At 68.8% G+C, this 23061-nt stretch carries 22 protein-coding genes; 16 read left to right on the top strand and 6 right to left on the bottom strand.

Annotated features, from left to right (window positions below; all coding sequences use genetic code 11):
- Positions 1 to 3: 3 nt before the first annotated feature.
- From pilM to ACSBPH_RS16665, 6 genes are all read left to right on the top strand, one after another.
- The gene (pilM, locus tag ACSBPH_RS16640) at positions 4 to 1044 is read left to right on the top strand and encodes a pilus assembly protein PilM (protein WP_442575422.1); all 1041 of its coding nucleotides are present in this window, start codon (positions 4 to 6) and stop codon (positions 1042 to 1044) included.
- On the top strand, positions 1044 to 1697 hold the full coding sequence (locus tag ACSBPH_RS16645) for a hypothetical protein (RefSeq protein WP_442575423.1): 654 nt from the start codon (positions 1044 to 1046) through the stop codon (positions 1695 to 1697). The genes pilM and ACSBPH_RS16645 overlap by 1 nt, the downstream gene beginning before the upstream one ends.
- Entirely contained in the window at positions 1697 to 2392 is a 696-nt protein-coding gene (locus ACSBPH_RS16650; protein WP_442575424.1) for a hypothetical protein, read from the top strand. The genes ACSBPH_RS16645 and ACSBPH_RS16650 overlap by 1 nt, the downstream gene beginning before the upstream one ends.
- Positions 2393 to 2396: 4 nt before the next feature.
- Entirely contained in the window at positions 2397 to 3530 is a 1134-nt protein-coding gene (locus tag ACSBPH_RS16655; RefSeq protein WP_442575425.1) for a type IV pilus twitching motility protein PilT, read from the top strand.
- 2 nt (positions 3531 to 3532) lie between these two features.
- Complete coding sequence (locus ACSBPH_RS16660; protein WP_442575426.1) at positions 3533 to 4771, top strand: type II secretion system F family protein; 1239 nt, start codon at positions 3533 to 3535, stop codon at positions 4769 to 4771.
- A gap of 132 nt (positions 4772 to 4903) precedes the next feature.
- Entirely contained in the window at positions 4904 to 6211 is a 1308-nt protein-coding gene (locus ACSBPH_RS16665) for a DUF222 domain-containing protein (protein ID WP_442575427.1), read from the top strand.
- Between the two features lie 217 nt (positions 6212 to 6428).
- On the opposite strand, the gene ACSBPH_RS16670 is transcribed toward ACSBPH_RS16665, so the two are convergent.
- Positions 6429 to 8096 carry a GspE/PulE family protein gene (locus tag ACSBPH_RS16670; RefSeq protein ID WP_442575428.1) on the bottom strand — a complete coding sequence of 556 codons (1668 nt, stop codon included), beginning with the start codon at positions 8094 to 8096 and terminating at the stop codon, positions 6429 to 6431.
- 189 nt (positions 8097 to 8285) lie between these two features.
- Between ACSBPH_RS16670 and ACSBPH_RS16675 the strand changes: the two genes are divergently transcribed.
- Together ACSBPH_RS16675 and ACSBPH_RS16680 are read left to right on the top strand one after the other, a co-directional pair.
- Positions 8286 to 9440, top strand: coding sequence for a YhjD/YihY/BrkB family envelope integrity protein (locus ACSBPH_RS16675; protein ID WP_442575429.1), 1155 nt, complete (start codon positions 8286 to 8288; stop codon positions 9438 to 9440).
- Complete coding sequence (locus ACSBPH_RS16680) at positions 9433 to 10167, top strand: NAD(P)H-hydrate epimerase (protein WP_442575430.1); 735 nt, start codon at positions 9433 to 9435, stop codon at positions 10165 to 10167. Before ACSBPH_RS16675 ends, ACSBPH_RS16680 begins: the two co-directional genes overlap by 8 nt.
- Before the next feature lie 61 nt (positions 10168 to 10228).
- On the opposite strand, the gene ACSBPH_RS16685 is transcribed toward ACSBPH_RS16680, so the two are convergent.
- Complete coding sequence (locus ACSBPH_RS16685) at positions 10229 to 10960, bottom strand: glutamine amidotransferase (RefSeq protein WP_442575431.1); 732 nt, start codon at positions 10958 to 10960, stop codon at positions 10229 to 10231.
- 220 nt (positions 10961 to 11180) lie between these two features.
- Between ACSBPH_RS16685 and ACSBPH_RS16690 the strand changes: the two genes are divergently transcribed.
- A complete protein-coding gene (locus tag ACSBPH_RS16690; protein ID WP_442577328.1) occupies positions 11181 to 13655 on the top strand; it encodes a glycogen/starch/alpha-glucan phosphorylase in 2475 nt (824 codons plus the stop codon).
- A gap of 226 nt (positions 13656 to 13881) precedes the next feature.
- Here ACSBPH_RS16690 and ACSBPH_RS16695 read toward each other — a convergent pair whose 3' ends face one another.
- A complete protein-coding gene (locus tag ACSBPH_RS16695; protein WP_442575432.1) occupies positions 13882 to 14766 on the bottom strand; it encodes a LysR family transcriptional regulator in 885 nt (294 codons plus the stop codon).
- Between the two features lie 130 nt (positions 14767 to 14896).
- Here ACSBPH_RS16695 and ACSBPH_RS16700 point away from each other — a divergent pair, with 130 nt between their 5' ends.
- The 4 genes from ACSBPH_RS16700 to ACSBPH_RS16715 are packed head-to-tail and all read left to right on the top strand — an operon-like array spanning position 14897 to position 18336.
- Positions 14897 to 15835 (top strand): NAD(P)-dependent oxidoreductase, encoded by a 939-nt coding sequence (locus ACSBPH_RS16700; protein WP_442575433.1) that lies wholly within the window; start codon positions 14897 to 14899, stop codon positions 15833 to 15835.
- Positions 15836 to 15866: 31 nt separating this feature from the next.
- Positions 15867 to 17405, top strand: coding sequence for a CoA-acylating methylmalonate-semialdehyde dehydrogenase (locus ACSBPH_RS16705; RefSeq protein WP_442575434.1), 1539 nt, complete (start codon positions 15867 to 15869; stop codon positions 17403 to 17405).
- Between the two features lie 46 nt (positions 17406 to 17451).
- Positions 17452 to 17670 (top strand): response regulator, encoded by a 219-nt coding sequence (locus ACSBPH_RS16710; RefSeq protein WP_442575435.1) that lies wholly within the window; start codon positions 17452 to 17454, stop codon positions 17668 to 17670.
- Between the two features lie 3 nt (positions 17671 to 17673).
- Complete coding sequence (locus ACSBPH_RS16715) at positions 17674 to 18336, top strand: CYTH domain-containing protein (protein WP_442575436.1); 663 nt, start codon at positions 17674 to 17676, stop codon at positions 18334 to 18336.
- A gap of 185 nt (positions 18337 to 18521) precedes the next feature.
- Here the strand turns inward: ACSBPH_RS16715 and lpdA are convergent, their stop codons facing one another.
- Both lpdA and ACSBPH_RS16725 read right to left on the bottom strand, forming a co-directional pair.
- Complete coding sequence (gene lpdA, locus ACSBPH_RS16720) at positions 18522 to 19922, bottom strand: dihydrolipoyl dehydrogenase (protein ID WP_442575437.1); 1401 nt, start codon at positions 19920 to 19922, stop codon at positions 18522 to 18524.
- Between the two features lie 9 nt (positions 19923 to 19931).
- Positions 19932 to 20663: a copper resistance CopC family protein gene (locus ACSBPH_RS16725; protein WP_442575438.1), complete on the bottom strand. Its 732-nt coding sequence runs from the start codon at positions 20661 to 20663 to the stop codon at positions 19932 to 19934.
- A gap of 105 nt (positions 20664 to 20768) precedes the next feature.
- Here ACSBPH_RS16725 and ACSBPH_RS16730 point away from each other — a divergent pair, with 105 nt between their 5' ends.
- Complete coding sequence (locus ACSBPH_RS16730) at positions 20769 to 21170, top strand: hypothetical protein (protein WP_442575439.1); 402 nt, start codon at positions 20769 to 20771, stop codon at positions 21168 to 21170.
- Positions 21171 to 21227: 57 nt separating this feature from the next.
- Here ACSBPH_RS16730 and ACSBPH_RS16735 read toward each other — a convergent pair whose 3' ends face one another.
- Positions 21228 to 21581: a hypothetical protein gene (locus ACSBPH_RS16735; protein WP_442575440.1), complete on the bottom strand. Its 354-nt coding sequence runs from the start codon at positions 21579 to 21581 to the stop codon at positions 21228 to 21230.
- Positions 21582 to 21762: 181 nt separating this feature from the next.
- On the opposite strand from ACSBPH_RS16735, the gene ACSBPH_RS16740 reads away from it, so the two are divergent.
- Both ACSBPH_RS16740 and ftsR read left to right on the top strand, forming a co-directional pair.
- Positions 21763 to 22260 (top strand): FHA domain-containing protein, encoded by a 498-nt coding sequence (locus tag ACSBPH_RS16740; RefSeq protein ID WP_442575441.1) that lies wholly within the window; start codon positions 21763 to 21765, stop codon positions 22258 to 22260.
- Entirely contained in the window at positions 22260 to 22952 is a 693-nt protein-coding gene (ftsR, locus tag ACSBPH_RS16745; RefSeq protein ID WP_442575442.1) for a transcriptional regulator FtsR, read from the top strand. Before ACSBPH_RS16740 ends, ftsR begins: the two co-directional genes overlap by 1 nt.
- Positions 22953 to 23061 lie beyond the last annotated feature (109 nt).

Genomic DNA, 23061 nt, shown 5'->3' on the forward strand with positions numbered 1-23061 from the left:
AACATGGCATCGACACTGGTCGGGCTGGAGATAACTGAAGAGAGCGTCCGCGCCGTAGAGATACGACGAGGCAAAACGCCCGTCCTGGTGGCTGCGGGAGAGATCGCTCTCCCGCCGGAGGCCGCGCGTGATTCGGAAGTGCTGGACCGTGACGTCGTCGCCATGGCGCTGCGGCAGCTGTGGTCGACGTTCGGAATCAAGGGTCGCGAGGTGATCCTCGGCGTCGGAAGCCGACGGATCCTCGTTCGGGAGTACACCACTCAGGCGATGGCCCCCGAGATGCTGCGGCAGGCGCTGCCGTATCAGGTTCAGGACCTGCTCCCGGTTCCCGCGAATCAGGCAGTCTTGGACTTCTACCCTGTCTCGCAGAACGGCGATCAGGTGTCAGGTCTCCTCGTCGCTGCCGTAGCAGAGAGCGTTGAGCAACTCATCGCTACGACGAGCCGGGCAAAGCTGAGGACGGATGCTGTCGACCTCGTGCCCTTCGGCCTCGCTCGCGTCGCCAAGCGCATCGCAGTGCCCGGCGATACCGTGGCGATAATCTACGTCGGCGACCACACGTCGCACGTCGTGATCGCCACCGACGGAGTGCCGCACTTCGTCCGCATCATTCCCGCCGATGTAGCGACTGCGGCTGCCCGACGCCACGACGACGCGTTCACAGGCACGCTGGACGCGCCGGTCGAGGAGCTGGCGCTCGAGACCGTGCCGCCCATGCCTGCAAGCGTCACACGAACCCGCGCAGCAATGCGGACCGGAGGGGCCGCCGACCAGTCAGTTGCCGACCTTGTGAGCCGCATCCGCAGCACGGTCTCGTTCTACACGAATCGCCCGGGAACCCAACGGATCTCCGCAGTTGCCGTGAGCGGAGCCGGCTTTCTCGCACCTGGAGTGTCGGAAGCGCTCACACGGTCCTTCGACATTCCCGTGCGAGCCCTGCACATCGGGGACGTCATCAAAGTCAAGAGCGATCTCGCACTGCCCGAGGAACTCGCGTTCAACTTGGTGAGCACGTTTGGTGTGCTGCTAGGGGAGGGAAGCTGATGGCTCGCACCGCACCAGCGCTGGCTTTTGCCGGCGTACCGCGTGTCAACCTCATGCCGCCGGTCGAGATCGAGCGCCGACGTCGCGCGTCGCTCGCCCGGGGCTGGGTGTGGGGTGTTCTCGCAGCCGTCGTCGCGGCCGTGCTAGTCATCATGGGCGCGTTCGCGCTCAAGCTCGTCGCCGACCAGCAGTTGGCGGCACAGCAATCGCAGACCAACGTGCTCATCTCGGAACTCGCCGAGCTGTCGGATGTCAGCGGCGCGCTTGCGACGGAGCAGGAACTTCAATCCTTCCGCTCCGACGCCATGGGCGCAGACTTCGCCTGGGCGCCGCTCGTGTCATCCATCCGGAGCGCGCTCCCGACGGACGTTACCCTCGTCGGGTTCGATGTCGTGAGCGGGGGAGTGCCGCAGACCGGTGACCCGGCGAAGGAAGTCGGCCTCGTCGGCACCCTGACCCTCGAAAGTCCCACGCCGATCGACCTGCCCGCCACAGTTCGCGGAATCCGAGGTCTCGCGGGCGTCTCGTCCGTCGACGGCCGCTCGCTCTCGACCGGACAGCAGACAGTCGGCTCGTATGTCTACGAACTCGACATAGCGTTCGATCAGTCGATCTATTCCGGTCAATTCGCGACTCAGGAAGGCGGCGAGTGATGCCGCGGTCGCTCATCAACCTCATCGGCGCCGTCGTTATGGTGGCCGTGCTCGCGCTCGGCATCTTCCTGGTGGCCGTCCCCGTAGGCCTCCAGGCGCTGGACGTCGTCGGTCAAACCGCGACGGTCGCCAACACGAACGCGGTGTATCAGGCGCAGGTCGACAATCTCACGGAGCAGCAGAAGCATCTCGACGCCATCCAGGCCTCCGTCGCCGGTTTGCAGGCGCAGATCACACCGGCTAATGACCTCGACGACGTGTTCGAACTCGTCGCCACCGCAGCTGACGGGGCGGGTGTCGCGATTACGGGGATCACTGCCGGGGATCCGATCGCCTTCGTTGAGCGCGAGGGCGCGACAGCGATCGATGAAACGACGCAGGCGACGGCGGCGCAGCAAGCTGCGGAGGCCTCGACCTCTGATCCGGCAGCAACCCCCGCGCCCACGGACGGCTCCGGATCCGACTCGTCGAGCGCAGTCCAGTCGAGTGGCGCCGCCGGTCCTGTCGGTCGCACGCAGGTCGATTTCTCGGTCAACGTGACGGCGGACTCGCTCGACCAGGTCGTCGCGTTCCTCGACGGGCTACGCGGGGGCCCCCGCCTTCTCGGTCAGGTCCAGACGACTGTCTCATCGACAGGTACAGGCTTCGACGTGACGCTATCGGCGCTCACCTTCGTGCTGCCGGACAAGGGGTGATGTCATGAGCTCCACTGCACTCGACGGGTTGCTGCTCGCAGCCTCGCGGTATGAGGCATCCGACGTCCACCTCACAGCCGAAGCACCGCCGCTCATGCGCGTCGACGGCGACCTCGTGCCCGTTCCCGGCTACACGGAGCCGCTCTCGGCGCTGTGGGTCGAGTCGGCGGCATTCGGGCTCATGGCCCCCGCTCAGCGTGACGAGTTCGACGAGCGTCACGAGGTCGACCTCGCCCATGCTTCGGAGGGGCTCGGGCGCTTTCGTGTCAACGTCTTCCGCCAGCTGGGATCGCTCGCGGTGGCACTGAGATTCATCCCGCAGCGTGTCTTCACACTCGAAGAGCTCGGTGCGCCCGCCCTCGCGCGCGAACTCGCACTCAAGCCGCGAGGGCTCGTGCTCCTGACGGGGCCGACGGGCTCAGGTAAGTCGACGACGTTGACGGCGATGGTCGACATCATCAACAACACGTTGCCAGCGCACGTGATCACGATCGAAGACCCGATCGAGTTCCATCACGTGAGCAGGAAGTCGCTCATCCACCAGCGCGAGGTGGGGGCGGATACGGCGTCATTCGCCGAGGCACTGCGCCGCGTGCTGCGGCAGGACCCCGACGTCATTCTCATCGGCGAGCTGCGAGACCCCGAGTCGATTCAGACGGCGCTGTCGGCGGCGGAGACCGGCCACCTCGTGCTCTCGACGCTCCACACGCAGGGCGCGGCGAAGAGCGTCAACCGCATCGTCGACGTCTTTCCCGCAGATCGGCAGCACCAGATCCGGACTCAGCTCGGCGACACGCTGCAGGGAATCATCAGTCAGACTCTGATGCCCCTCGCGCAGACGGGGGGACGGACGATCGCGACCGAGGTGCTCATCAATACGCCTGCCGTCGCGAACCTCATCCGCGAGGGCCAGGTCGCGCAGCTCTACACCGCGATGCAGGCGGGTGCGCAGGTTGGAATGCACACGCTGGATCAGGACCTTCGCCGTCTAGTCGAGGAGGGCGTGATCGCGCAGCACGTTGCGCGTACGTTCGCCGTCGATCCGAAGTATCTCGACGGCGTGCACGTGCGGCCGCGCGACCTGGACGCCGAGGCGTGGTCGATGCACGCCGCTGAGCATCACTATCAAGGGGGCTGATCGTGGCGATCGTTCAGGAATTCACTTACCGCGCGGTGGACCTAAGAGGCGGCAGCGTCATCAAAGGCTCGATGGAGGCATCTAATGAGTCAGCGGTGACCGGCAAGCTGCGGGCACAGGGCCTCACTCCGCTCGATATCTCGCCGCTGTCAAAGACCGGTCTGCACCGCGAGATCAAGATCTCCGGGCTTGGTGGCACCGTCAAGGCCAAGTCACTCGCGATCTTTACGCGTCAGATGGCAGGGCTGCTAAATGCGGGCTTGCCACTCATGCGGACGCTGTCGATTCTCATCGAGCAGACCGAAGACAAGCGGCTGCAGCCCGCGCTGATCAAGGTGCAGGCGGACGTCGAGAGCGGTTCATCCTTCTCGCAGGCACTGTCTCGCCATCCGGAGATCTTCCCTCCACTCATGATCAGCATCGTGCGGGTCGGTGAGACGGGCGGATTTCTGGCGCGGGCGATGATGTCGCTCGCCGAGAACTACCAGAAGGAGTCCGAGCTCCAGAACAAGATCCGTGCTGCCGTGACATACCCGACTATCGTCCTCATCATCGCGATCATCGGCGTCCTCGCGATGGTCACGTTCGTCGTCCCGGTGTTCGAGAACATGTTCGCGGGGCTTGGGTCGTCGCTCCCGCTGCCGACGCAGATCCTCGTGACCCTCTCCCGAAACATGTGGTGGATCCTGCCGCTCCTGATCGTCGTGGTTGGCGTGGCATGGGTCTGGTGGCTGCGCAACCGCAACAAAGAAAGCGTGCGCAAGGTCATCGACCCGTTCAAGCTGAGGATGCCGATCTTCGGCAAGATCTTCACGAAGTTGGCCGTCGCGCGCTTCAGCCGCAACCTGTCGATGATGCTCGACGCGGGCGTGCCGATCATCCAGGCTCTGGCGATCGTGGGTCAGGCCTCGAACAATTGGGCCGTCGAGCGAGCCGTGCACGATATCCAGGACTCGGTTAGACAGGGTCGTTCCTTTTCGGCGCCGCTTGCGAAGGCCGGTGTGTTCCCCTCCATGGTCCCGCAGATGGTGGCTGTCGGCGAGGAGTCGGGGACGCTCTCCGAGATGCTCGCGAGCATCGCAGACTTCTATGAGGACGAGGTCGAGACGGCAACCTCACAACTGTCGGCGACTATCGAGCCTGTGCTCATCGTGGGCCTCGGCATCGTCATTGGAGCAATGGTGATCTCGCTCTACCTGCCGATCTTCACGCTGTACGGGGATCTCGCGAAGCGGGGTTAGCGCACGAAGCATTCTCGACCCTGTGCGGGGCGACGACATCGGGGGAGGTGTCGTCGCCCCGGCCGGCTTCTTACCCCTAGCGAGTAGGGCGGGGCTCTTGCGAGAATCGAACATATATACTAAACTCGGTGCATGAGCGACGTGGTGGTCCCGGAAGACGCGGAGGCGTTCTCGTGGCCCGACGACTCGTTCATTCCTGACATTCCCGATGCGCTCGCGATGGTGCGTGAGGTCGCCGACATCATGGCGGTTCTCGCGGCACAGCAGTTCGAGCGCGTCGACGCGATGAGGCAGGAGGCGCTCGCCGTGGCGGGCCAGTACGGCCGCCAGCTGAACGATGTCGCGGAGCGGTCGGTTCGGCTGGAGCTCGCAGCGGGTCTGCGCATCACTGAGCACGCGGCGGAGGCGCTGCTGCGGATGGCCGAGGCTGTCGTGCATCGGTATCCCGCTGTGCTGGATTCACTGTCGCACGCGAGGATGACCGAGCGACACGCGAGCATCATGGTCGAACTCCTCGACGAGGTCGAGCCGGAACTCCGCGACGACCTCCTTCCGCACGCGATCGCGCTCGCCGAGACGGAACCGGTGGGCAGCTTCCGCCGCCGCGTTCGAAAGCTGATCGAGCTGGCCCGCTACACGACGCTGGCGGAGCGGTACGAGGTCGCGCTCGAGCAGCGGCGCACGGTCGTCCAGAAGGCGCCAGACGGGATGGCCTGGCTGATGCTCTACGGCCCCGCTGTCGAGGTGCACGCGATCCACGAGCGGGTGACGGCGATCGCGAAGGCGGTCATCGCTCAGCCCGAAGACACGCGAACCCTCGACCAGGCGCGCGCCGACGTGATGAGCGACCTCCTCCTTGAGGGGCACACCGACGTCCACCCCGAGCGCGCTCGGGGCATCAAGGCGACGGTCGTCCTGACGATTCCGGCCCTCGCGCTTCTCGAAGACGAGACGGCGGCCGCGGCGGCAGCGGCCGTTCAGCCGCCCGTCGTCGAGGGAGTGGGGCCGATTCCTCTTGCGAAGGCTCGTGAGCTGGCCGGGCGGGATCCGGCGATGATGCGAATCCTCACTCACCCCGAGACGGGAATGGTGCTGTCGGTGTCGCGTGACCGATACGAGCCCCCACCCTGGTTGATGAAGCTCGTGAAGTGGCGGGCTGAACGGTGCATGGCTCCCGGATGCAGCATTCCGGCCTCGAGATGTCAGGTCGATCACTCGCTGGCCTGGGAGGAGGGCGGCCACACGGCCTTGGCGAACCTCTGCCCGCTCTGCACCGGACACCACACGATCAAGCACCACGGCGGATGGACCGTGCGCCAGATCGAGGGGAGCGGCGGCGCGCTCGAATGGATCTCGCCCTCGGGTCGGCGCTACGTCGTGCAGCCCGAGCGCCAGGTGCCGGTGTTCCGCCCCTCCGATGCCGCCGACGCCCCGTTCTGAGCGTCGGGTCGGGTCGCGCGCCTTGGAGCGCGGCGCGCAGCCCCTCCGATGCCGCCGACGCCCCGTTCTGAGCGTCGGTTCCGGTCGCGCGCCTTGGAGCGCGCGAAGCCGAAAGACCGCTGGGCCCGCGCGAGGCGCACGCCGCGGGGCGGGAGAGCCAAGGGCCGCCCAGTCCGCGCGGCAACCCCACAACCCATCTACCGCCGAGCCGGGCGAACTACACCGAGACCCGCAGAACCTCTTCGATCGTCGTCAGGCCCTGCGCGACCTTGCTGAAGCCGTCCTCGCGAAGCGAGACCATGCCCTGCTGGAGCGCGAGCTGACGCATCTCAGTGCCTGTCGACCGCGTGACGACGAGCTGCTCGATCTCCTCGGTCACGCTCATCACCTCGTGGAGGGCGACGCGGCCGCGGTAGCCCGTGCCGGAGCAGGCGGGGCATCCCGTCGCGCGGAAGATCTGCGGCGGGTCGCTCGGGTCGTGGGGAAAGCCGAGCGCCGTGAGAACGTCGGTGGGCTCGGTGAACGGCTCGCGGCACCGCGTGCACAGCCGCCGCGCGAGACGCTGAGCGACGATCGCCTCGAGCGCCGTCGCCACGAGAAAGGGCTCGGCGCCGATCTCGGTCAACCGCGTGAGCGCCGACGGAGCGTCGTTCGTGTGCAGAGTCGAGAGCACGAGGTGACCGGTGAGCGCGGCCTCGATCGAGATGATCGCGGTCTCGTTGTCGCGGATCTCGCCGACGAGCACGACATCGGGGTCGGACCGCAGGATCGAACGCAGCGCATTGCTGAACGTCAGCCCCGCCTTGTTGTTGACCTGCACCTGGTTGATGCCGCCGATCCGGTACTCGACCGGGTCTTCCACCGTGATGACGTTCACCCGCGGGTTCGCCACAGCTCGCAGCGCCGTATAGAGAGTCGTCGACTTGCCGGATCCCGTCGGCCCCGTCGCGAGCACCATGCCGTGCGGGCGCCGGATCGCCGCCTCGAAGCGGTCGAGATTGCGCGGCGACATCAGGAGATCCGACATCGCCATGCGCTGGCCCGTGTTGTCGAGGATGCGCATGACGATCTTCTCGCCCCACACGGTGGGAAGAGTCGCGACGCGGAGGTCGACCTGCCGACCCTCGTGCGTGACCGACAGGCGGCCGTCCTGCGGGCGGCGCTTCTCGGCGATGTCGATCGAGCTCATGATCTTGAGCCGCGAGATGATGCCGTCCTGAATCGAACGGTCGGCTTTCTGCATCTCGTGCAGAACGCCGTCGATGCGATACCGCACGGTCAGCTGGCTCTCGCCCGGCTCCACGTGGATGTCGCTCGCGCGGTCGTTGATGGCCTGCGAGATCAGCAGGTTGACGAAGCGGACGACGGGGGCATCGGCATCCTGATCCTCGATCGTCTCGGTGAACGACTCGGTCGACGACTCGACGTTCTCTTCGATCGCGATCGACAGCTCGCTGAGCTCCTCGTCCGAGCGGAGGAAGCGCTCGAACATCTGGTCCAGCGCGTCCCGCGCGACGACCACGGGCTCGACGAACAGATCGGTCACGCTCGCCACGTCATCGAGCGCCACGATGTCATTGGGATCCAGGATGCCGACGACCAGCCGCTCCCCGCGCCGGTCGATCGGGATCAGCCCGTACTTGCGGCAGATGGTGCCGGGCACGAGCGCCACGACGTTCGGGTCCAGCGGGATGCTCGCGAGCTCGACGTAGCGATGGCCCGTGTGCAGCGCGATCGCCTCGGCGACCTGCGCCTCGGTCGCGATCCGCGAGTTGACGAGATGCTCCCGCAGCTCGGGCCCATCGCCCACCTCGGCGAGCGCCGCCGACATATCGGCCGCGCGAACGGCTCCCGTGAGCACAAGTGTCTGTGCGAGTCCCCGCATCGGATCTCCCCAAATCGCTCGGAGGTCCCCACCCCCACCTCGAATCATAGGCGAGGCACCGCGCCTCGCGCCCGGAAGATCGCGCTCGGAACATCCGGTCGGCGCGCCGCCAGATCGGTCGCCGCGGGACTCCGCCGCGAGGCTGTCAAGCCCGGGAGGGGACGGATGCCGCGCCGATACCCTGACGGAATGTCCGAGACCGCGGCATCCGTTCCCAAAGACCGCACCTTCATCCAGCGGGCCATCGCGTGGGCGCTGAGCGTCAAGCCCGTCCGCGCAATACTCCTGTACGTCGAGCACCGCGGGCCGATGCTCGCCGACAGCGTCACCTACCGGACCCTCTTCAGCGTGTTCGCGGGCGTGCTCCTCGGCTTCTCGATCGCCGCCCTGTGGCTCGCGGGCAACCCGGTCGCGTGGCAGGCGCTCATCGACGCGGTCAACGCCGCGATCCCGGGCCTGCTCGGCCCCGACGGCCTCATCGACCCCGCCGACATCCAGGCGCCGACAGGGCTCACGATCGTCGGCGTCTTCGCCCTCGTCGGCCTCGTCGGCGCGGCGATCGGCGCGATCGGCTCGCTGCGCCTGGCGCTGCGCACCCTCGCCGACACGGTGAACGACGACATCCTCTTCATCTGGGTGCTGCTGCGAAACCTCGCCCTCGCGATCGGCATCGGTGCGGGCCTCGCGGCCGCCGGCGCGGTCACGTTCCTCGGCACCGCGGGGGTCAACCTCGTGCTCGGCTGGTTCGGAGTCGGGGCGAACGACCCGCTCGGCCTCGTGGCGGCGCGCATCGTGACGATCGTGGTGGTGTTCGCCCTGGATGCCTGCGCCATCGCGGTGCTGTTCCTCGCGCTGTCGGGGGTCAAGCCGTCAGCCCGGACGCTCTGGAGCGGAGCGCTCTTCGGCGCCGTCGGGCTCGTCGTGCTCCAGCAGCTGTCGGGCCTGTTCCTCGGGGGAGCGTCGTCGAACCCGCTCCTCGCCTCGTTCGCGTCGCTCGTCGCGCTTCTGCTGTGGATAAACTTCTCGACCCAGGTCATCCTGATCGCGAGCGCCTACATCATCACGGGCGTCGAGGAGGAGACCGACCGCGTCAAGGCGCGCTACGGCGCCTCGACGTTCGCGCAGCGGCGCGTGCGGCGAGCCGAGGCAGCCGTCCGCGTCGCGGCGGAAGACCTGCGGCACGCGCGCGAGGACGAAGAGAAGGAACGCCTCGGCACGACGGATCACAAGGGCGACTCCCACGACTCACACAACGCGCACGACTCACACGGCGCGCACGACTCACACGGCGCGCACGACTCGAAGAAGCCGTCGCGCGCGAAGAAGGGACACACGGATGCCTGAGCCCGACGCGCCGCTCACGGTTCCGGCCTACACGGCCGACCAGGTGCGCGCCGCCGAGCGTCCCCTGCTCGAGGCAGGGGAGCCGCTCATGCGCCGCGCCGCCGCGGCGCTCGCGGGCGTCGTGCAGGAGCTCATCGACGAAGAGCTCGACGAACGACCGGAGGGGGACGTGCGCGTGCTCGTCCTCGCGGGGAGCGGCGACAACGGCGGCGACGCACTGTTCGCCGCGTCCGCGCTCCAGCGCGCCGAGGTGCACGTGCTCTCCACGGGCTCGCGCGTGCACGAGGAGGGCCTCGCGACGGCGCTCGCCGAGGGCGCGGAGCTGGTCGACCTCGCAAGCGTACGCGATGCCGAACCCGTCTACGACCTCGTCCTCGACGGCATCCTCGGCATCGGCGCAGGCATCGGCGGCAGCGACCTCGGCCTCCGCGGGCTCGCCCGCGACGCGGTCGAGACGCTCCTCCCCGCCGTCCGCGACGCCGGCACGCGGGTCATCGCGGTCGATCTGCCGAGCGGCCTGCAGCCCGACGACGGCTCGACCGGCGACGACACGGTGCTCCCGGCATCCGTCACCGTGACGTTCGGCGCCGTCAAGGCGGGCCTCGCGCGCGGCCGCGGCCCCGAGCTGGCCGGAGACGTCGTGCTCGTCGACCTCGGCCTCGGAGACGGCCTCGCCGACGACCCGGCGGTGGCCGAGGCATCCGTCTCCCGCATCATCGAAGGCTGACGCGGGGGCTGAGTCCCCGGGTCAGCGCGACCGCGCCACGGCCCTACCGGGCGGAGCCCGGCTACCGCGCGTAGCGCTCGACGAAGGTCCGGAGCATCCGGCTCGGATGCGACACGGGTGCGCGCCGCACGGCGTCGAGGGTCAGCTGCAGCTCGTGGGCGGCGAAGTATCCGTGCGAGGCGTACGCGTGGATGCGCGTCGTGATGCCCTCGACATCGAGCTCGGGGTGGAACTGCGTCGCGTACACGTTCTGCCCCACCCGGAACATCTGAACGGGGCACGCCGGCGACGACGCCAGCAGCACGGCGTTCTCGGGGAGCGCCGAGATCGCCTCCTTGTGCCCCACGAAGGCCTCGAAGGTCGAGGGCATGCCTTCGAGGAGGGGATCGGATGCCCCGTCCTCGGTGAGCGAGACGGGAACGACGCTGATCGGCTCGCCGTAAGTGCGATCGATCGTCGCACCGAGGAACGCACCGACCGTGCCGACGCCGTAGCAGGCGCCGAGGAAGGGGAAGTCCCGCGCGACGACACGGTCGAGCAGCGCCGCGAACTCCGCCTCGACGCGATGCTGCACCGCTGATTTCGCCTCGGCCGGGTCCGAGGCGTTGAAGGGACCGCCGCCGACGAAGATGCCCGACAGCTCGTCGAGATCGATCTCAGGCATGGGTCCTGCCTCGAGCCGCACGCGCCGCAGATCGCGCTCGTCGAGCCCGGTGTACCGCAGGAACAGCGCGTACTCCTCGTCGGCCGGCACGTCTTCGGCGCGCGTGGCGAGGAGCACGAACGGTTTCACAGTCCGACCCTACGGCGCCCGATCGGCGCGCGAACGCACGATATCGGCCCGCGAACGCACGATATCGGGGTGCGAACGCCTGATTCGACGGGGTCGCTCGTGTTTCGGGCGTGCAAACTCTCAACCCCCATCGCTCTCAGGGTTCGGTACTTGAAGGTGGAGTGGGTAGCGTTTCAGGGTGCACGAAGACAACATCGAGCCCCGGGCCACCGCGCATCCCCTGGGTGCGACTCACGCTCTCGCCCTCGCGCCGGTCACTTCGCCAGCGGTCACGGTCGACGGATTCGTCCGTCAGTTCCTCCAGAACCTCAACTTCGACATCGGCGTGCCGCTGTCGAAGTCGAGCACGACCGACCAGTACCTCGCCCTCGCCGTCACGGTGCGCGACTACCTCATGGCGCGCTGGCTCGACGATCAGCAGCGCCAGCGCGAGCAGCAGTCGAAGGGCGTCTGCTACCTCTCGGCCGAGTACCTGCTCGGCCGGCAGCTCGACAACAACCTCCTCGCCTCGCGCCTGACCGACATCGCGACCGAAGCCCTGCAGGGGTGCGGCATCGAGCTCGACACGCTCCGCCAGCTCGAGGTCGAACCGGGCCTCGGCAACGGCGGACTAGGCCGCCTCGCGGCGTGCTTCATCGACTCGCTCGCGACCCTCGGCGTGCCGAGCATCGGCTACGGCATCCGCTACGAATACGGCATCTTCCGCCAGACGTTCGTCGACGGGCAGCAGGTCGAGCAGCCCGACGCGTGGCTCACGCTCGGCTCGCCGTGGGAGTTCCCCCACCCCGAGGCCGCGCAGCTCATCGCGTTCGGCGGACACACCGAGACCTACGACGACGAGGGCGTCGCGCGCAGCCGCTGGATCCCGGGCTGGAACGTGCAGGCCGTGCCCTACAACTACATGGTGCCCGGCTACCACAACGGCCGCGTCAACACCCTGCGCCTGTGGAGCGCCGTGGCGACGGATGCCTTCGACCTGCGCATCTTCAACGCCGGCGACTACGAAGAAGCCGTCCGCGCGCAGACCTACGCCGAGAACATCTCGAAGGTGCTCTACCCCGAGGACTCCACGCCGCAGGGCAAGGAGCTGCGCCTGCAGCAGCAGTACTTCTTCGTCGCGGCCTCGATCGGCGACTTCCTCGACAATGTCCTCCCCGAGGACTTCGACGTCACGAAGCTGCCCGAGCGCGTCATCTTCCAGCTCAACGACACCCACCCCGTCATCGCCGTGCCCGAGCTCATGCGCGTTCTCGTGGACGAGCGGAAGATGGAATGGGATGCCGCGTGGGCGATCACGCAGCAGTGCTTCGCGTACACCTGCCACACGCTGCTCCCCGAAGCGCTCGAGGTGTGGTCGGTCGACCTCCTCGGCCGCCTCCTGCCGCGCCACCTCGAGATCATCTACCGCATCAACGACGAGTTCCTCGAGGCGGTGCGCGAGCGCTTCGGCGACGACGAGCTGCGCATCCGCGCGATGTCGATCATCGGCGAGCACCCCTACCGCTCGGTGCGCATGGCGTACTTGGCGACGGTCGCGGGCTCGAAGGTCAACGGCGTCGCCGAGCTCCACTCCCAGCTGCTGCGCGAGAAGGTGCTGCCCGACTTCGACGAGTTCTACCCGGGCAAGTTCACGAACGTCACGAACGGCGTCACGCCGCGCCGCTTCATCCGTCTCGCCAACCCGAGCCTCGCCGAGCTCATCACCGAAGCCCTCGGCGCCGGCTGGACGGTCGACCTCGAGCGCCTGCGCGGCCTCGAGGCCTTCGCCGCCGACCCCGAGTTCCGTGAGCGGTTCGCCGCGGTCAAGGCCGGCAACAAGCGCCGGCTCGCCGACGTGCTCGCCGAGCGCGACGGACTCGCGCTCGGCGACGACCACATGATCGACGTCATGGTCAAGCGCCTGCACGAGTACAAGCGGCAGATGCTGAAGGTGCTCCACATCGTGACGGAGTACGACAAGATCGTCTCCGGCCGGGTCGCAGCATCCGACATCACCCCTCGCACCTTCATCTTCGGAGCCAAGGCAGCCCCCGGCTACGTCATGGCGAAGCGGATCATCCACCTCATCAACGCCGTGGGCGACGTCGTCAACGACGACCCCCGCGTCGAGGGGCGCCTCAAGGTGCTGTTCCCGCCGAACTACAACGTGACGCTCGCCGAGCGCGTCATCCCGGCCGCCGACCTGTCGGAGCAGATCTCGCTCGCCGGCAAGGAGGCCTCCGGCACGGGCAACATGAAGTTCGCCCTCAACGGTGCCCTCACGATCGGCACCGACGACGGCGCGAACGTCGAGATCCGCGAGCTCGTGGGCGACGACAACTTCTTCCTGTTCGGGATGTCGGAGCCCGAGGTCGAGGCGCTGTGGGCGAAGGGCTACCACCCGACCGAGTTCTATCAGGGCGACGAGAGCCTGCGCAGCGCCATGGACCTCATCGCGTCCGGGGCGTTCTCGGGCGGCGACCGGTCGGTCTTCGAGCCGATCGTCTCCAACCTCCTGTACGACGACCGCTTCATGGTGCTCGCCGACTACTCGTCCTACATCGAGGCGCAGGCGAAGGTCGACCTCGCGTACGCGGATCAGGATGCCTGGACCCGCTCGGCGATCCTCAACGTCGCACGCACGGGGTTCTTCTCGTCGGACCGCTCGATCCGCGACTACATCGAGCGCATCTGGCACACGCCGCCGGTGCTGTGACCGCACCCGTCCCTCCCGCCCCGCCCGCCCTTCCTGACCTTCCCGCCCGCCCCTCCTCGTCCTATCCGTCCTCCCCGTCCTCTCCGTCCTCTCCGTCCTCTCCGTCCTTTTTCGCGAGAGGGCAGAAGTGCACGTCTCGCCCGGCGCGTCGCGCACATTTCCGCCCTCTCGCGAGGAAGGAACGGGAGGAAGGGGACGGGGGATCAGGGGGGCAGGGGGCGGGAAGTCAGGGGGTGGGCGACGCGATGTACGCGCGGATGGCCTCGAGCGCCTCGGCGACCACAGGATTGCGCGGCCCTTCGTCGCGCGTGACGGCCCAGTAGCGCAGCGGGTGCGCGAAGCGCCCATCGAGCACGCGCACGAGGCGCGGGTCGGCATCGCCGAGGAAGTCGGGGAGGAGCCCCACCCCGGCCCCCGCGGCCGTCGCCTCGACGTGCGCGAAGACGCTCGTCGAGCGCACCGACGCGGGGGAGGCCGGCAGCGCCTGCACCGCGAGGTCGAGGTCGTCGACCTGCAGCGACGACTCGATGTAGTAGACGAGCGGATGCCTCGCCAAGTCGCCGATCGTCTCGGGAACGCCCGCGCGCTCGAGGTAGGAGGGCGTCGCATACAGCCGCAGCGAATACGAGCAGATCGCGGTCGCGAAGGCCCGATGCACCTGCGGACGCCCCACGACGATCTCGAGGTCGACGCCCGACCGGTTCTGCCGCACGCGCTGCGTCGCGGCGATGAGCTCGACGGCGAGCGCCGGGTGCCGCGCCTGCAGCCGCGTCATGGCGGGCGCGAGGAACACGGAGGTGAAGGCATCCGGCGCCGCGATGCGCACCATGCCCTGCACCGCCTCGCCGTCTCCCGACAGTTCGCGGACGGATGCCTCGATCCGCTCCGCGACCGCGAGAGCACGGCGTCCGAGGTCGGTGACCTCCCACCCCGACGTCGTGCGCACGAGCACGCGCCCGCCCATCGCCTCCTCGAGCGACGCGATGCGGCGCGACACCGTGGAGTGGTTGACGCCGAGCACCTCGGCCGCGGCCGTGTAGCGGCCGAGCCGTGCGGCCGCGAGGAACGTCATGAGCCCTTCGAGCTGCGGCTCGCGCGTCGTGGAGGTCATGCCCGAGATTGTGCGGCAATGCACAGCCGGAGTGCAAGATTGGCGTGCCTTCGTGCGTTGATCGAGAGTGCCAGGCGTGCCTATGCTGGCGTCGCATCCTTCCAACGTCGCAGGATCATCAGGAGACCTCATGTCCACGATCGCCTGGATCGGCCTCGGTCATATGGGCGCCCCCATGACCGCTCATCTCGTCGCGGCGGGCCACACCGTGCGCGGCTACGACATCAGCCCTCACGCGGCAGCCGCGGCCGCCGCCGGGGGAGTCGTTCTCGTGGAGTCCATCGCCGACGCGCTCCAGGGCGCGGACGCGTGCTTCACGTCGCTCCCCATGCCGCAGCACGTCCGCGGTGTCTACGACGGTCCCGACGGCATCTGGGCGCACGCCGACGCCGGCACACTCCTCCTCGACACGTCGACGGTCGACATCGAGACGTCGCGCTGGTGCCACGCCGAGTCGGAGGCCCGCGGCTTCGCCTTCGTGGACTCGCCGATCTCGGGCGGTACGGCAGGGGCCGAGGCGCACTCGCTCACCTTCATGCTGGGCGGCCGCGCCGAAGACCTCGAGCGCGCGACCGATCTCGTCGCGCCCATGGCGGGGTCGATCATCGCGTGCGGTGGCGCCACGAGCGGCATCGCGGCCAAGCTCGTGAACAACATGATGCTGTTCATCGGCCTCCTCGCGGTCGCCGAAGGTTCGCAGCTCGCCGAGCAGCTGGGCCTGGACCACCAGACGTTCTGGCAGGTCGTCAACGCCTCGTCGGGCGGCTCGTGGCCGCAGCGGGTCTGGTACCCCGTCCCCGGCGTCGTCCCGACGGCGGCGGCGAACAAGAACTTCGACGCGACGTTCTCCGTCGATCTCGCACGCAAGGACTGCGCCCTCGCCGTACAGGCCGGCGAGACGACGGGCGTGCACCTCCCGGCCGCGCAGCTCGCGCTCTCGCAGCTGGTCCAGCTCGCCGAAGAAGGCCTCGGCGGCAAGGACTGCACCCTTGTCACCCGCTTCGCGACGCCCGACGGCACGCTCCGCGGCTACGACCCCTCGCTCGACCGCATCGCGGCGAGCGCCTGACACCGAAACCCCGCCCAGAAGGACCTGAATGATGACTACCCCCACGATCGAGAAGTCGGACGCCGAGGCATCCGGAACCCTCCCGACCATCCCGCACTTCGTCGCCGGCGAGCGCGTGACCCAGACCGGTGACGACGTGCGCGTCGGGCCCGTCTTCAACCCCGCGACCGGACGGCAGACGGCCGAGGTCGCCTTCGCGAGCGCCGAGTTCCTCCACGAGGCCGCCGAGAAGGCCAAGGCCGCGCAGCCCGCGTGGCGCGAGACGGGCCTGGCCAAGCGCAGCGCCGTGATGTTCCGGCTGCGCGAGATCATCTCCTCGCGCGCGGAGGAGCTCGGCCGCGTCATCACATCCGAGCACGGCAAGACAGTGTCCGACGCGATGGGCGAGGTCGCCCGCGGCCTCGAGAACGTCGAGTTCTGCACGGGCCTCATGCATCACCTCAAGGGCGAGTACTCCGAGCAGGTCGCAGGGGGCGTCGACGTGCACCAGGTGCGGCAGCCGCTCGGCGTCGTGGCGTGCATCACGCCGTTCAACTTCCCCGCGATGGTGCCGCTGTGGATGGTCACGACCGCGATCGCGGCGGGCAACGCCGTGATCCTGAAGCCCTCCGAGCGCGACCCCTCCGCGGCGGTCTGGCTCGCCGAGGCGTTCCGCGAGGCGGGCCTGCCCGACGGTATCTTCAACGTCGTGCACGGCGACAAGGAGGCGGTCGACGCGATTCTCGACGACCCGATCATCCGCGCCGTCTCGTTCGTGGGATCGACGCCCATCGCGAGGTACATCTACACGCGCGCCGCCGCGAACGGCAAACGGGTGCAGGCGCTCGGCGGAGCCAAGAACCACATGATCGTGATGCCGGATGCCGATCTCGACGCGGCGGCCGACGCCGCCGTCTCCGCCGCCTACGGATCGGCGGGGGAGCGGTGCATGGCCGTCTCGGTCGTCGTCGCGGTGGGCGACGTCGCCGACGGGCTCATCTCGAAGGTGAGCGACCGCATCGGCCGGCTCGTCATCGGCGACGGCACCGACCCGAAGTCGGAGATGGGACCCCTCATCACGCGCGAGGCGCGCGAGCGCGTCGCGGGGTTCGTCGAGGGCGCGCCCGACGAAGGTGCGACCGTCGTCGTCGACGGCCGCGAACACGCCTTCGAGGGCGACGGATTCTTCATCGGAGCCTCGCTCGTCGACGGCGTCAAGCCGGGTATGCGGGTCTACGACGAGGAGATCTTCGGCCCCGTCCTGTCGGTCGTGCGTGTCGCGAACTACGACGAGGCGGTCGACCTCATCAACTCCAACCGCTACGCCAACGGCACCGCCGTCTTCACGCGCGACGGCAAGACCGCGCGCCAGTTCGAGTTCGACATCGAGGTCGGCATGGTGGGCATCAACGTGCCGATCCCCGTGCCGGTCGGGGCGTTCTCGTTCGGCGGCTGGAAGGACTCCCTCTTCGGCGACACGCACATGTACGGCCCCGAGGCGTTCAACTTCTACACGCGCCGCAAGGTCGTGACGACGCGCTGGCCCGAACCGAGCGAGAGCCAGATCAGCCTCGGTTTCCCGACGCACTGACAGCGGCCTCCCGGCTCCCGCGCGGAGCCGGGAGTAGGCTCGGTGCATGGCCATCGCACGTCTTCACGGGGGCCCGCTCGACGGGCAGATCCTTCCTCTCGAGCAGCCCGAACTCGACTCGCTCATCGTCCCCTACGGCGAAGGGCAGATCGTCTATCGACGCGAGGGAGAGGCCGAGCACACCGGCACCGACGACGGCCCGACCGAGGCCGCGTTCTGGTTCGTCGAGGCGACGGACGACATCGGCAACTCCGCCGACTACTGACCCGTGGCCGATCCGATCGCGCCTGAGGCTGACGGATCGTCGAGCTCCGTCGAGGTCGAGCTGAAGTTCGACGTCGACGACGACACGGCGCTGCCGGACTGGACGAGCCTCCCCGGCGTCGCGTCGGTCGCGGGGCCCGAGCCGCGCGAGCTCGACGCCCGCTACTTCGACACGGCCGACCTCGCGCTCGCGCACGCGGGATTCGCGCTGCGCCGCCGAACCGGTGGTCCCGACGCGGGCTGGCACATCAAGGGCCCGCGCGAGGGGCACGGCCGCACCGAGCGGCACTGGCCCCTCGGCGACGACGAGGCACTTCCCGCGGCGGTGCACGACGCCGTGCGCGCCGCGGTGCCGCAGGCGACGGATGCCTCGCTCTCCCCGCTCGCGCGCATCCGCAACGCCCGCACGGCCTACCACCTGCTCGATGCCGGCGGGGGCGTCCTGGCCGAGTTCGTCGACGACCACGTGATCGCGACCGACGAGCGTCGCGGCGACGCCGGCGCGGAGCGGACGTGGCGCGAGTGGGAGCTGGAGCTCGGCCCGGCCGCGCCGGCCGACCCGGGCGAGATCGCCGCGTTCTTCGCCGCCGCCGAGCGGGCCGTTCGTGCCGCCGGCGGCCGGCCCGCGGCATCCGATTCCAAGCTCGCCCGCACCCTCGCCCCCTGACCCTGCGCCCGCCCGGGCCGCCCGCCGGGCCGCCCGCTGCCCGGAGTGCGTCGCGCTCCGCGCGCCCAGCGCTGCTCTGAAGGGGTGCGGCGTCGCCCGCGAGACTTCGCAGACCCGGGAAAGGAGAACGGCCCGCCGAGGGCGGGCCGTTCTGCGGAAGCGGCGCGACAGGGCGCCGGCGCGGATCAGAGGTTGATCATGTGCCCGGCGAGGCCGTGGAAGGCCTCCTGCAGCGCCTCCGACAGCGTGGGGTGCGTGTGGACGTTGCGCGCGGCTTCGAGGGCGGTGAGGTCCCACTTCTGCGCGAGCGTGAGCTCGGGGAGGAGCTCCGACACATCGGGGCCGATCAGGTGGCCGCCGAGGAGCTCGAGGTGCTCGCCGTCGGCGATGAGCTTGACGAAGCCGACGGGCTCGCCGAGGCCGTTGGCCTTGCCGTTCGCCGAGAACGGGAACTTCGCGACCTTGACGTCGTAGCCGGCGTCGCGCGCCTGCTGCTCGGTGAGGCCGAACGAGGCGACCTGCGGCGAGCAGAATGTGGCACGCGGCATGTTGCGGTAGTCGCCGAGGGTCATCGTCTCGGCCTTGCCGATCGTCTCGGCAGCCACGACGCCCTGCGCCTCGGCGACGTGCGCGAGCTGCAGCTTGGCGGTGACGTCACCGATGGCGTAGATGTGCGGCACATTGGTGCGCATGTAGTCGTCGATCTCGATGGCGCCGCGGTCGGTGAGCTTCACGCCGCTCGCCTCGAGGCCGAATCCCTCGACGTTGGGGGCGAACCCGATCGACATCATGACCTTGTCGGCGTCGATCGACTGCGTCTCGCCACCGGCGGCAGGCGTGTAGGTGACCGTGACGTGGTCGCCGTGATCGGTGACCGTCTCGACCTTGGTCGAGGTGAGGATGTCGACGCCATAGCCCTTGTACTGCTTGGCGATCTCCTTCGACACGTCGGCGTCCTCGTTGGGCAGCGCGCGGTCGAGGAACTCGATGATCGTGACCTTGACGCCGTAGTTCGTCATGACGAACCCGAACTCCATGCCGATCGCGCCGGCACCCACGATGACGATCGACTTCGGCAGCTCGCGCGTGAGGATCTGCTCCTCGTACGTGACGATGTTGCCGCCGATCGCGACGCCCGGGAGCGTGCGCACGCGCGAGCCCGTCGCGATGATCGCGTTGTCGAAGGTGACCTCTTCGGTCGAGCCGTCGGACTTGGCCACCGAGATGGCGTTCGGCCCCGTGAAGGTGCCGCGACCCTCGTACTCGGTGACCTTGTTCTTCTTCATCAGGAAGTGGATGCCCTTGACGTGGCCGTTGGCCACCGTCCGGCTGCGGTCCCACGCGACGCCGTAGTCGAACGACACGTCGCCCGAGATGCCGAACAGCGCGGCCTTGTGGTGGAACTGGTGGGCGAGGTCGGCGTTCTTGAGGAGCGCCTTCGACGGGATGCACCCGACGTTGAGGCAGACGCCGCCCCAGTACTTCTCTTCGATGATCGCGACGGAAAGACCGAGCTGAGCGCTGCGGACGGCCGCGACATAGCCGCCGGGGCCGGCACCGAGGATGACGACGTCGTAGTGAGGCATGCCTCAAGCCTATCGTTCGAGCGGGGGCTCAGATCCGCCGCCGGGAGGGGTCTGGGCCCTGTCCCGACGGGCCTCGGCGAGGGCCCGCTCGCGGCGTCCGCGAGAGGTCAGGAGGTAGATGAGCGCCCCCGCGATCGCCAGCACGATGACGGCACCGATGACCCAGGGCCAGACGCCGTCGGACGACGCGTCCTCCTCGGGTGCGACCGGCGGTGTGGCCGTCTCGGTCGGCGTCTGCACCGTCTGCGTCGGCGACGCGCTCGGAGTGGCAGACGTCGTCGGGGTGGGCGTCGGCGTCGAGGCGCCGGTCACGGTGAAGGAGTACTCGCCCGAGATCGGGTGCCCATCGCTCGAGACGACTTTCCAGAGCACGGTGAGGGAACCGGATGCCTCACCCGCGAGCTTCTGCGTCACGACGGTGTCGCTGACGACCGGCGCACCGTCGACGAGCGATGCGCCCGAGGCATCCGTCACCGCGATCTCGTTCGCACCGGCCTCTGTGGAGATGAGGCCGCTGAAGGTCAGCGTGATCTCAGCCGGGAGGGCGTCCAGCGTCGCGTCGGCGGCGGGGTCGCTCGAGAGGAGCTCGTCGTGCGCGCTGGCCGGCGAGGCGACGACGAAGGCCGCGCCGAGGGTCGCGGCGAGCGTCAGGAGGAGCGCGGCCAGGCCCGCGCGGAGCCGCCGGGCTGAGAGTCGAAGAGGGAGTCGGGCAGGGCGAGTGTGAATTCCGTGTGACGACACCCGGCAGAGCCTATCTGGCCCTTCTGTGACGGGACCGCCCGGCATAGCATGGCGGCAGGCGGGTCCGCCGGCCCGCTGTCACGAGGTAACGGACGGAGGTGCGGGATGGACTCGATGATGATGGACATGATGTCCAAGGACATGAAGTCGATGCCCGGTATGGACACGATGGACATGTCGGTCATGCAGGCGTGCATGGACGCGTGTTCGGCGTGCGAGCAGGCCTGCACGGTGTGCTCGACGCAGATGATGTCGTGCGCACCGGCGTGCATGAACTGCGCCGACATGTGCAACACCATGATGCGCGCCATGCTGCGGATGCAGGGCATGACACCGGCGACCATGATGTCGATGCTCGACGCGTGCATCGCGATGTGCCAGCAGTGCATGGACGAGTGCATGGAGCACGCGGACCACAGCGACGTCTGCAAGATGTGCGCTCAGTCCTGCAAGGCATGCATGGACGCCTGCATGGCCATGCGGGAGAGCGTCATGGCGATGGGCTGAGCCCGTCGCCTTTTTCTTTCGCTTCCGTCGGCGAGCGGCCTCAGTCGGCAGCCGGCGTCAGTCGGCGAGCGCCGCGACGTTGAAGCGCCGCCGTCCGATGGCCAGCACGTTGTAGCGCTCGTGCAGCGCGACCGGCGATCCGACGTGGATCTCCTGCGCGGCGCCCGCCCCGTTCCAGACGGAGACGGGCGCGGCGTCGGCGATCGTGCGGAGCACGAGGGTGCCGTCGGCGTGGATCGAATCCACGATCGCGTCCACCCAGTCCGACGGCGTCGCCGAGGCGAGGCGCGCCTGGATCAGATGCAGCGCGTGACCAGGGGCGAAGGTGGAGCAGGCCCCTCCGTGGATGCACATGCACGCCGCACGCTCACGCACCTCGAGGGGCGGAATGTGGGAGTGCGGGCTCGACACGGGTGTCTCCGATCAGTAGGTTCGATTACCCCGCCAAGGCTAGGCACCGACGTCTGCCGAGGCATCCGAAGCGACACACACCGAAACAATGCGCGACCTCCGGTCCGCGGCGTCCGGGGGTCGCGACGGCTCTTCACGCGACGAGCCGATCGGATAGGCTTTAGCGACGAGGAGGAGCAGCGTGGACGACAATCGCCGACCGGATGAGATCCGCCGCGCTGCGGGCTCGGACGAGGGACACACCGACCGGGGCGCAGACACGACGCAGACGTTCGGGCACGACTCCGACCTTTCGTTCATCCCCTTCGGGGCCGACCTCTCGACGGCCGAGCTCGACGCGATCGAGGCGCTTCCGTCCCGCGTCGCGATCCTCATCGTCCGCTCGGGCCCCACGGCCGGCGCGCGCTACCTGCTCGACACCGACGTCACGACCGTCGGGCGTCACCCCGAGGCCGACATCTTCTTCGACGACGTCACCGTCTCGCGCCGTCACGCCGAGATCACGCGTGATGAGACGGGCTTCGAGATCGTCGACCAGCGCTCGCTCAACGGCACCTACGTCGACGGCGAGCGGGTCGACCGCGCGCACCTCGCGAACGGCGCCGAGGTCCGCATCGGCAAGTTCCGCCTGAACTTCTTCGTCTCGCCCGCCGATCTCGCCCGCGCCGCGGAAGGTTGATGTCGACCGCTGCCGCCCGCGAACGCTCATCGTCCGCCGGCCTTCTGAGCATCGGACAGGTCCTCGCACGGCTCTCTCCGGAGTTCCCGACGCTCACCTCCAGCAAGCTCCGCTTCCTCGAGGTGCAGGGCATCGTGACGCCCGTGCGCACCGAGTCGGGCTACCGCAAGTTCTCGCAGAACGACCTCGAGCGGCTGCGCCTGGCGCTCACGCTGCAGCGCGACCACTATCTGCCGCTCGTCGTCATCCGCGAGTACCTCGAAGACATCGACGCCGGCCGTGACCCGGCGACCCCCGTCGCCGCGCCGCCGCCCTCGATCGTGCCGGCTCCGCGCCGCTACCGGCGCGAAGAGCTGCTGTCGGCGACGGGCGCGGCGCCGCAGCTGCTCAACGACGCGATCAGCACGGGCGTCCTCGCCGGCTCCGACGCCTACTCCGAGCAGCACGTCGCGATCTTGCGTGCCCTCGTCGCCCTCGACCGCCACGGCATCGAGCCGCGCCACGTGCGCACGCTCCGCCAGAGCGCAGAGCGCGACGTCGCCCTCGTCGAGTCGGCGCTTTCGACACTGCTCCGGCGGACGGATGCCTCGAGCCGCGCCCGCGCGAGCGAACTCGCTCCCGAACTGGCCAGGCGCCTCGAGGAGCTGCGCTCGATCTTCGTGCGCGGGGCGCTGGACCGCCTGCTGTCCTGAGCGGTGCGGTGCTCTTCTCGGCGCGATCTCGCGACACGCCGGGGCCGGGGGAGCGGATGTCGTTGCCCGAGGCCCGCACCTCATCTAGCGTTGAAGCACACCGTCCGGG

This window comes from Microbacterium sp. F51-2R (assembly GCF_052180235.1).
GTDB lineage: Bacteria > Actinomycetota > Actinomycetes > Actinomycetales > Microbacteriaceae > Microbacterium.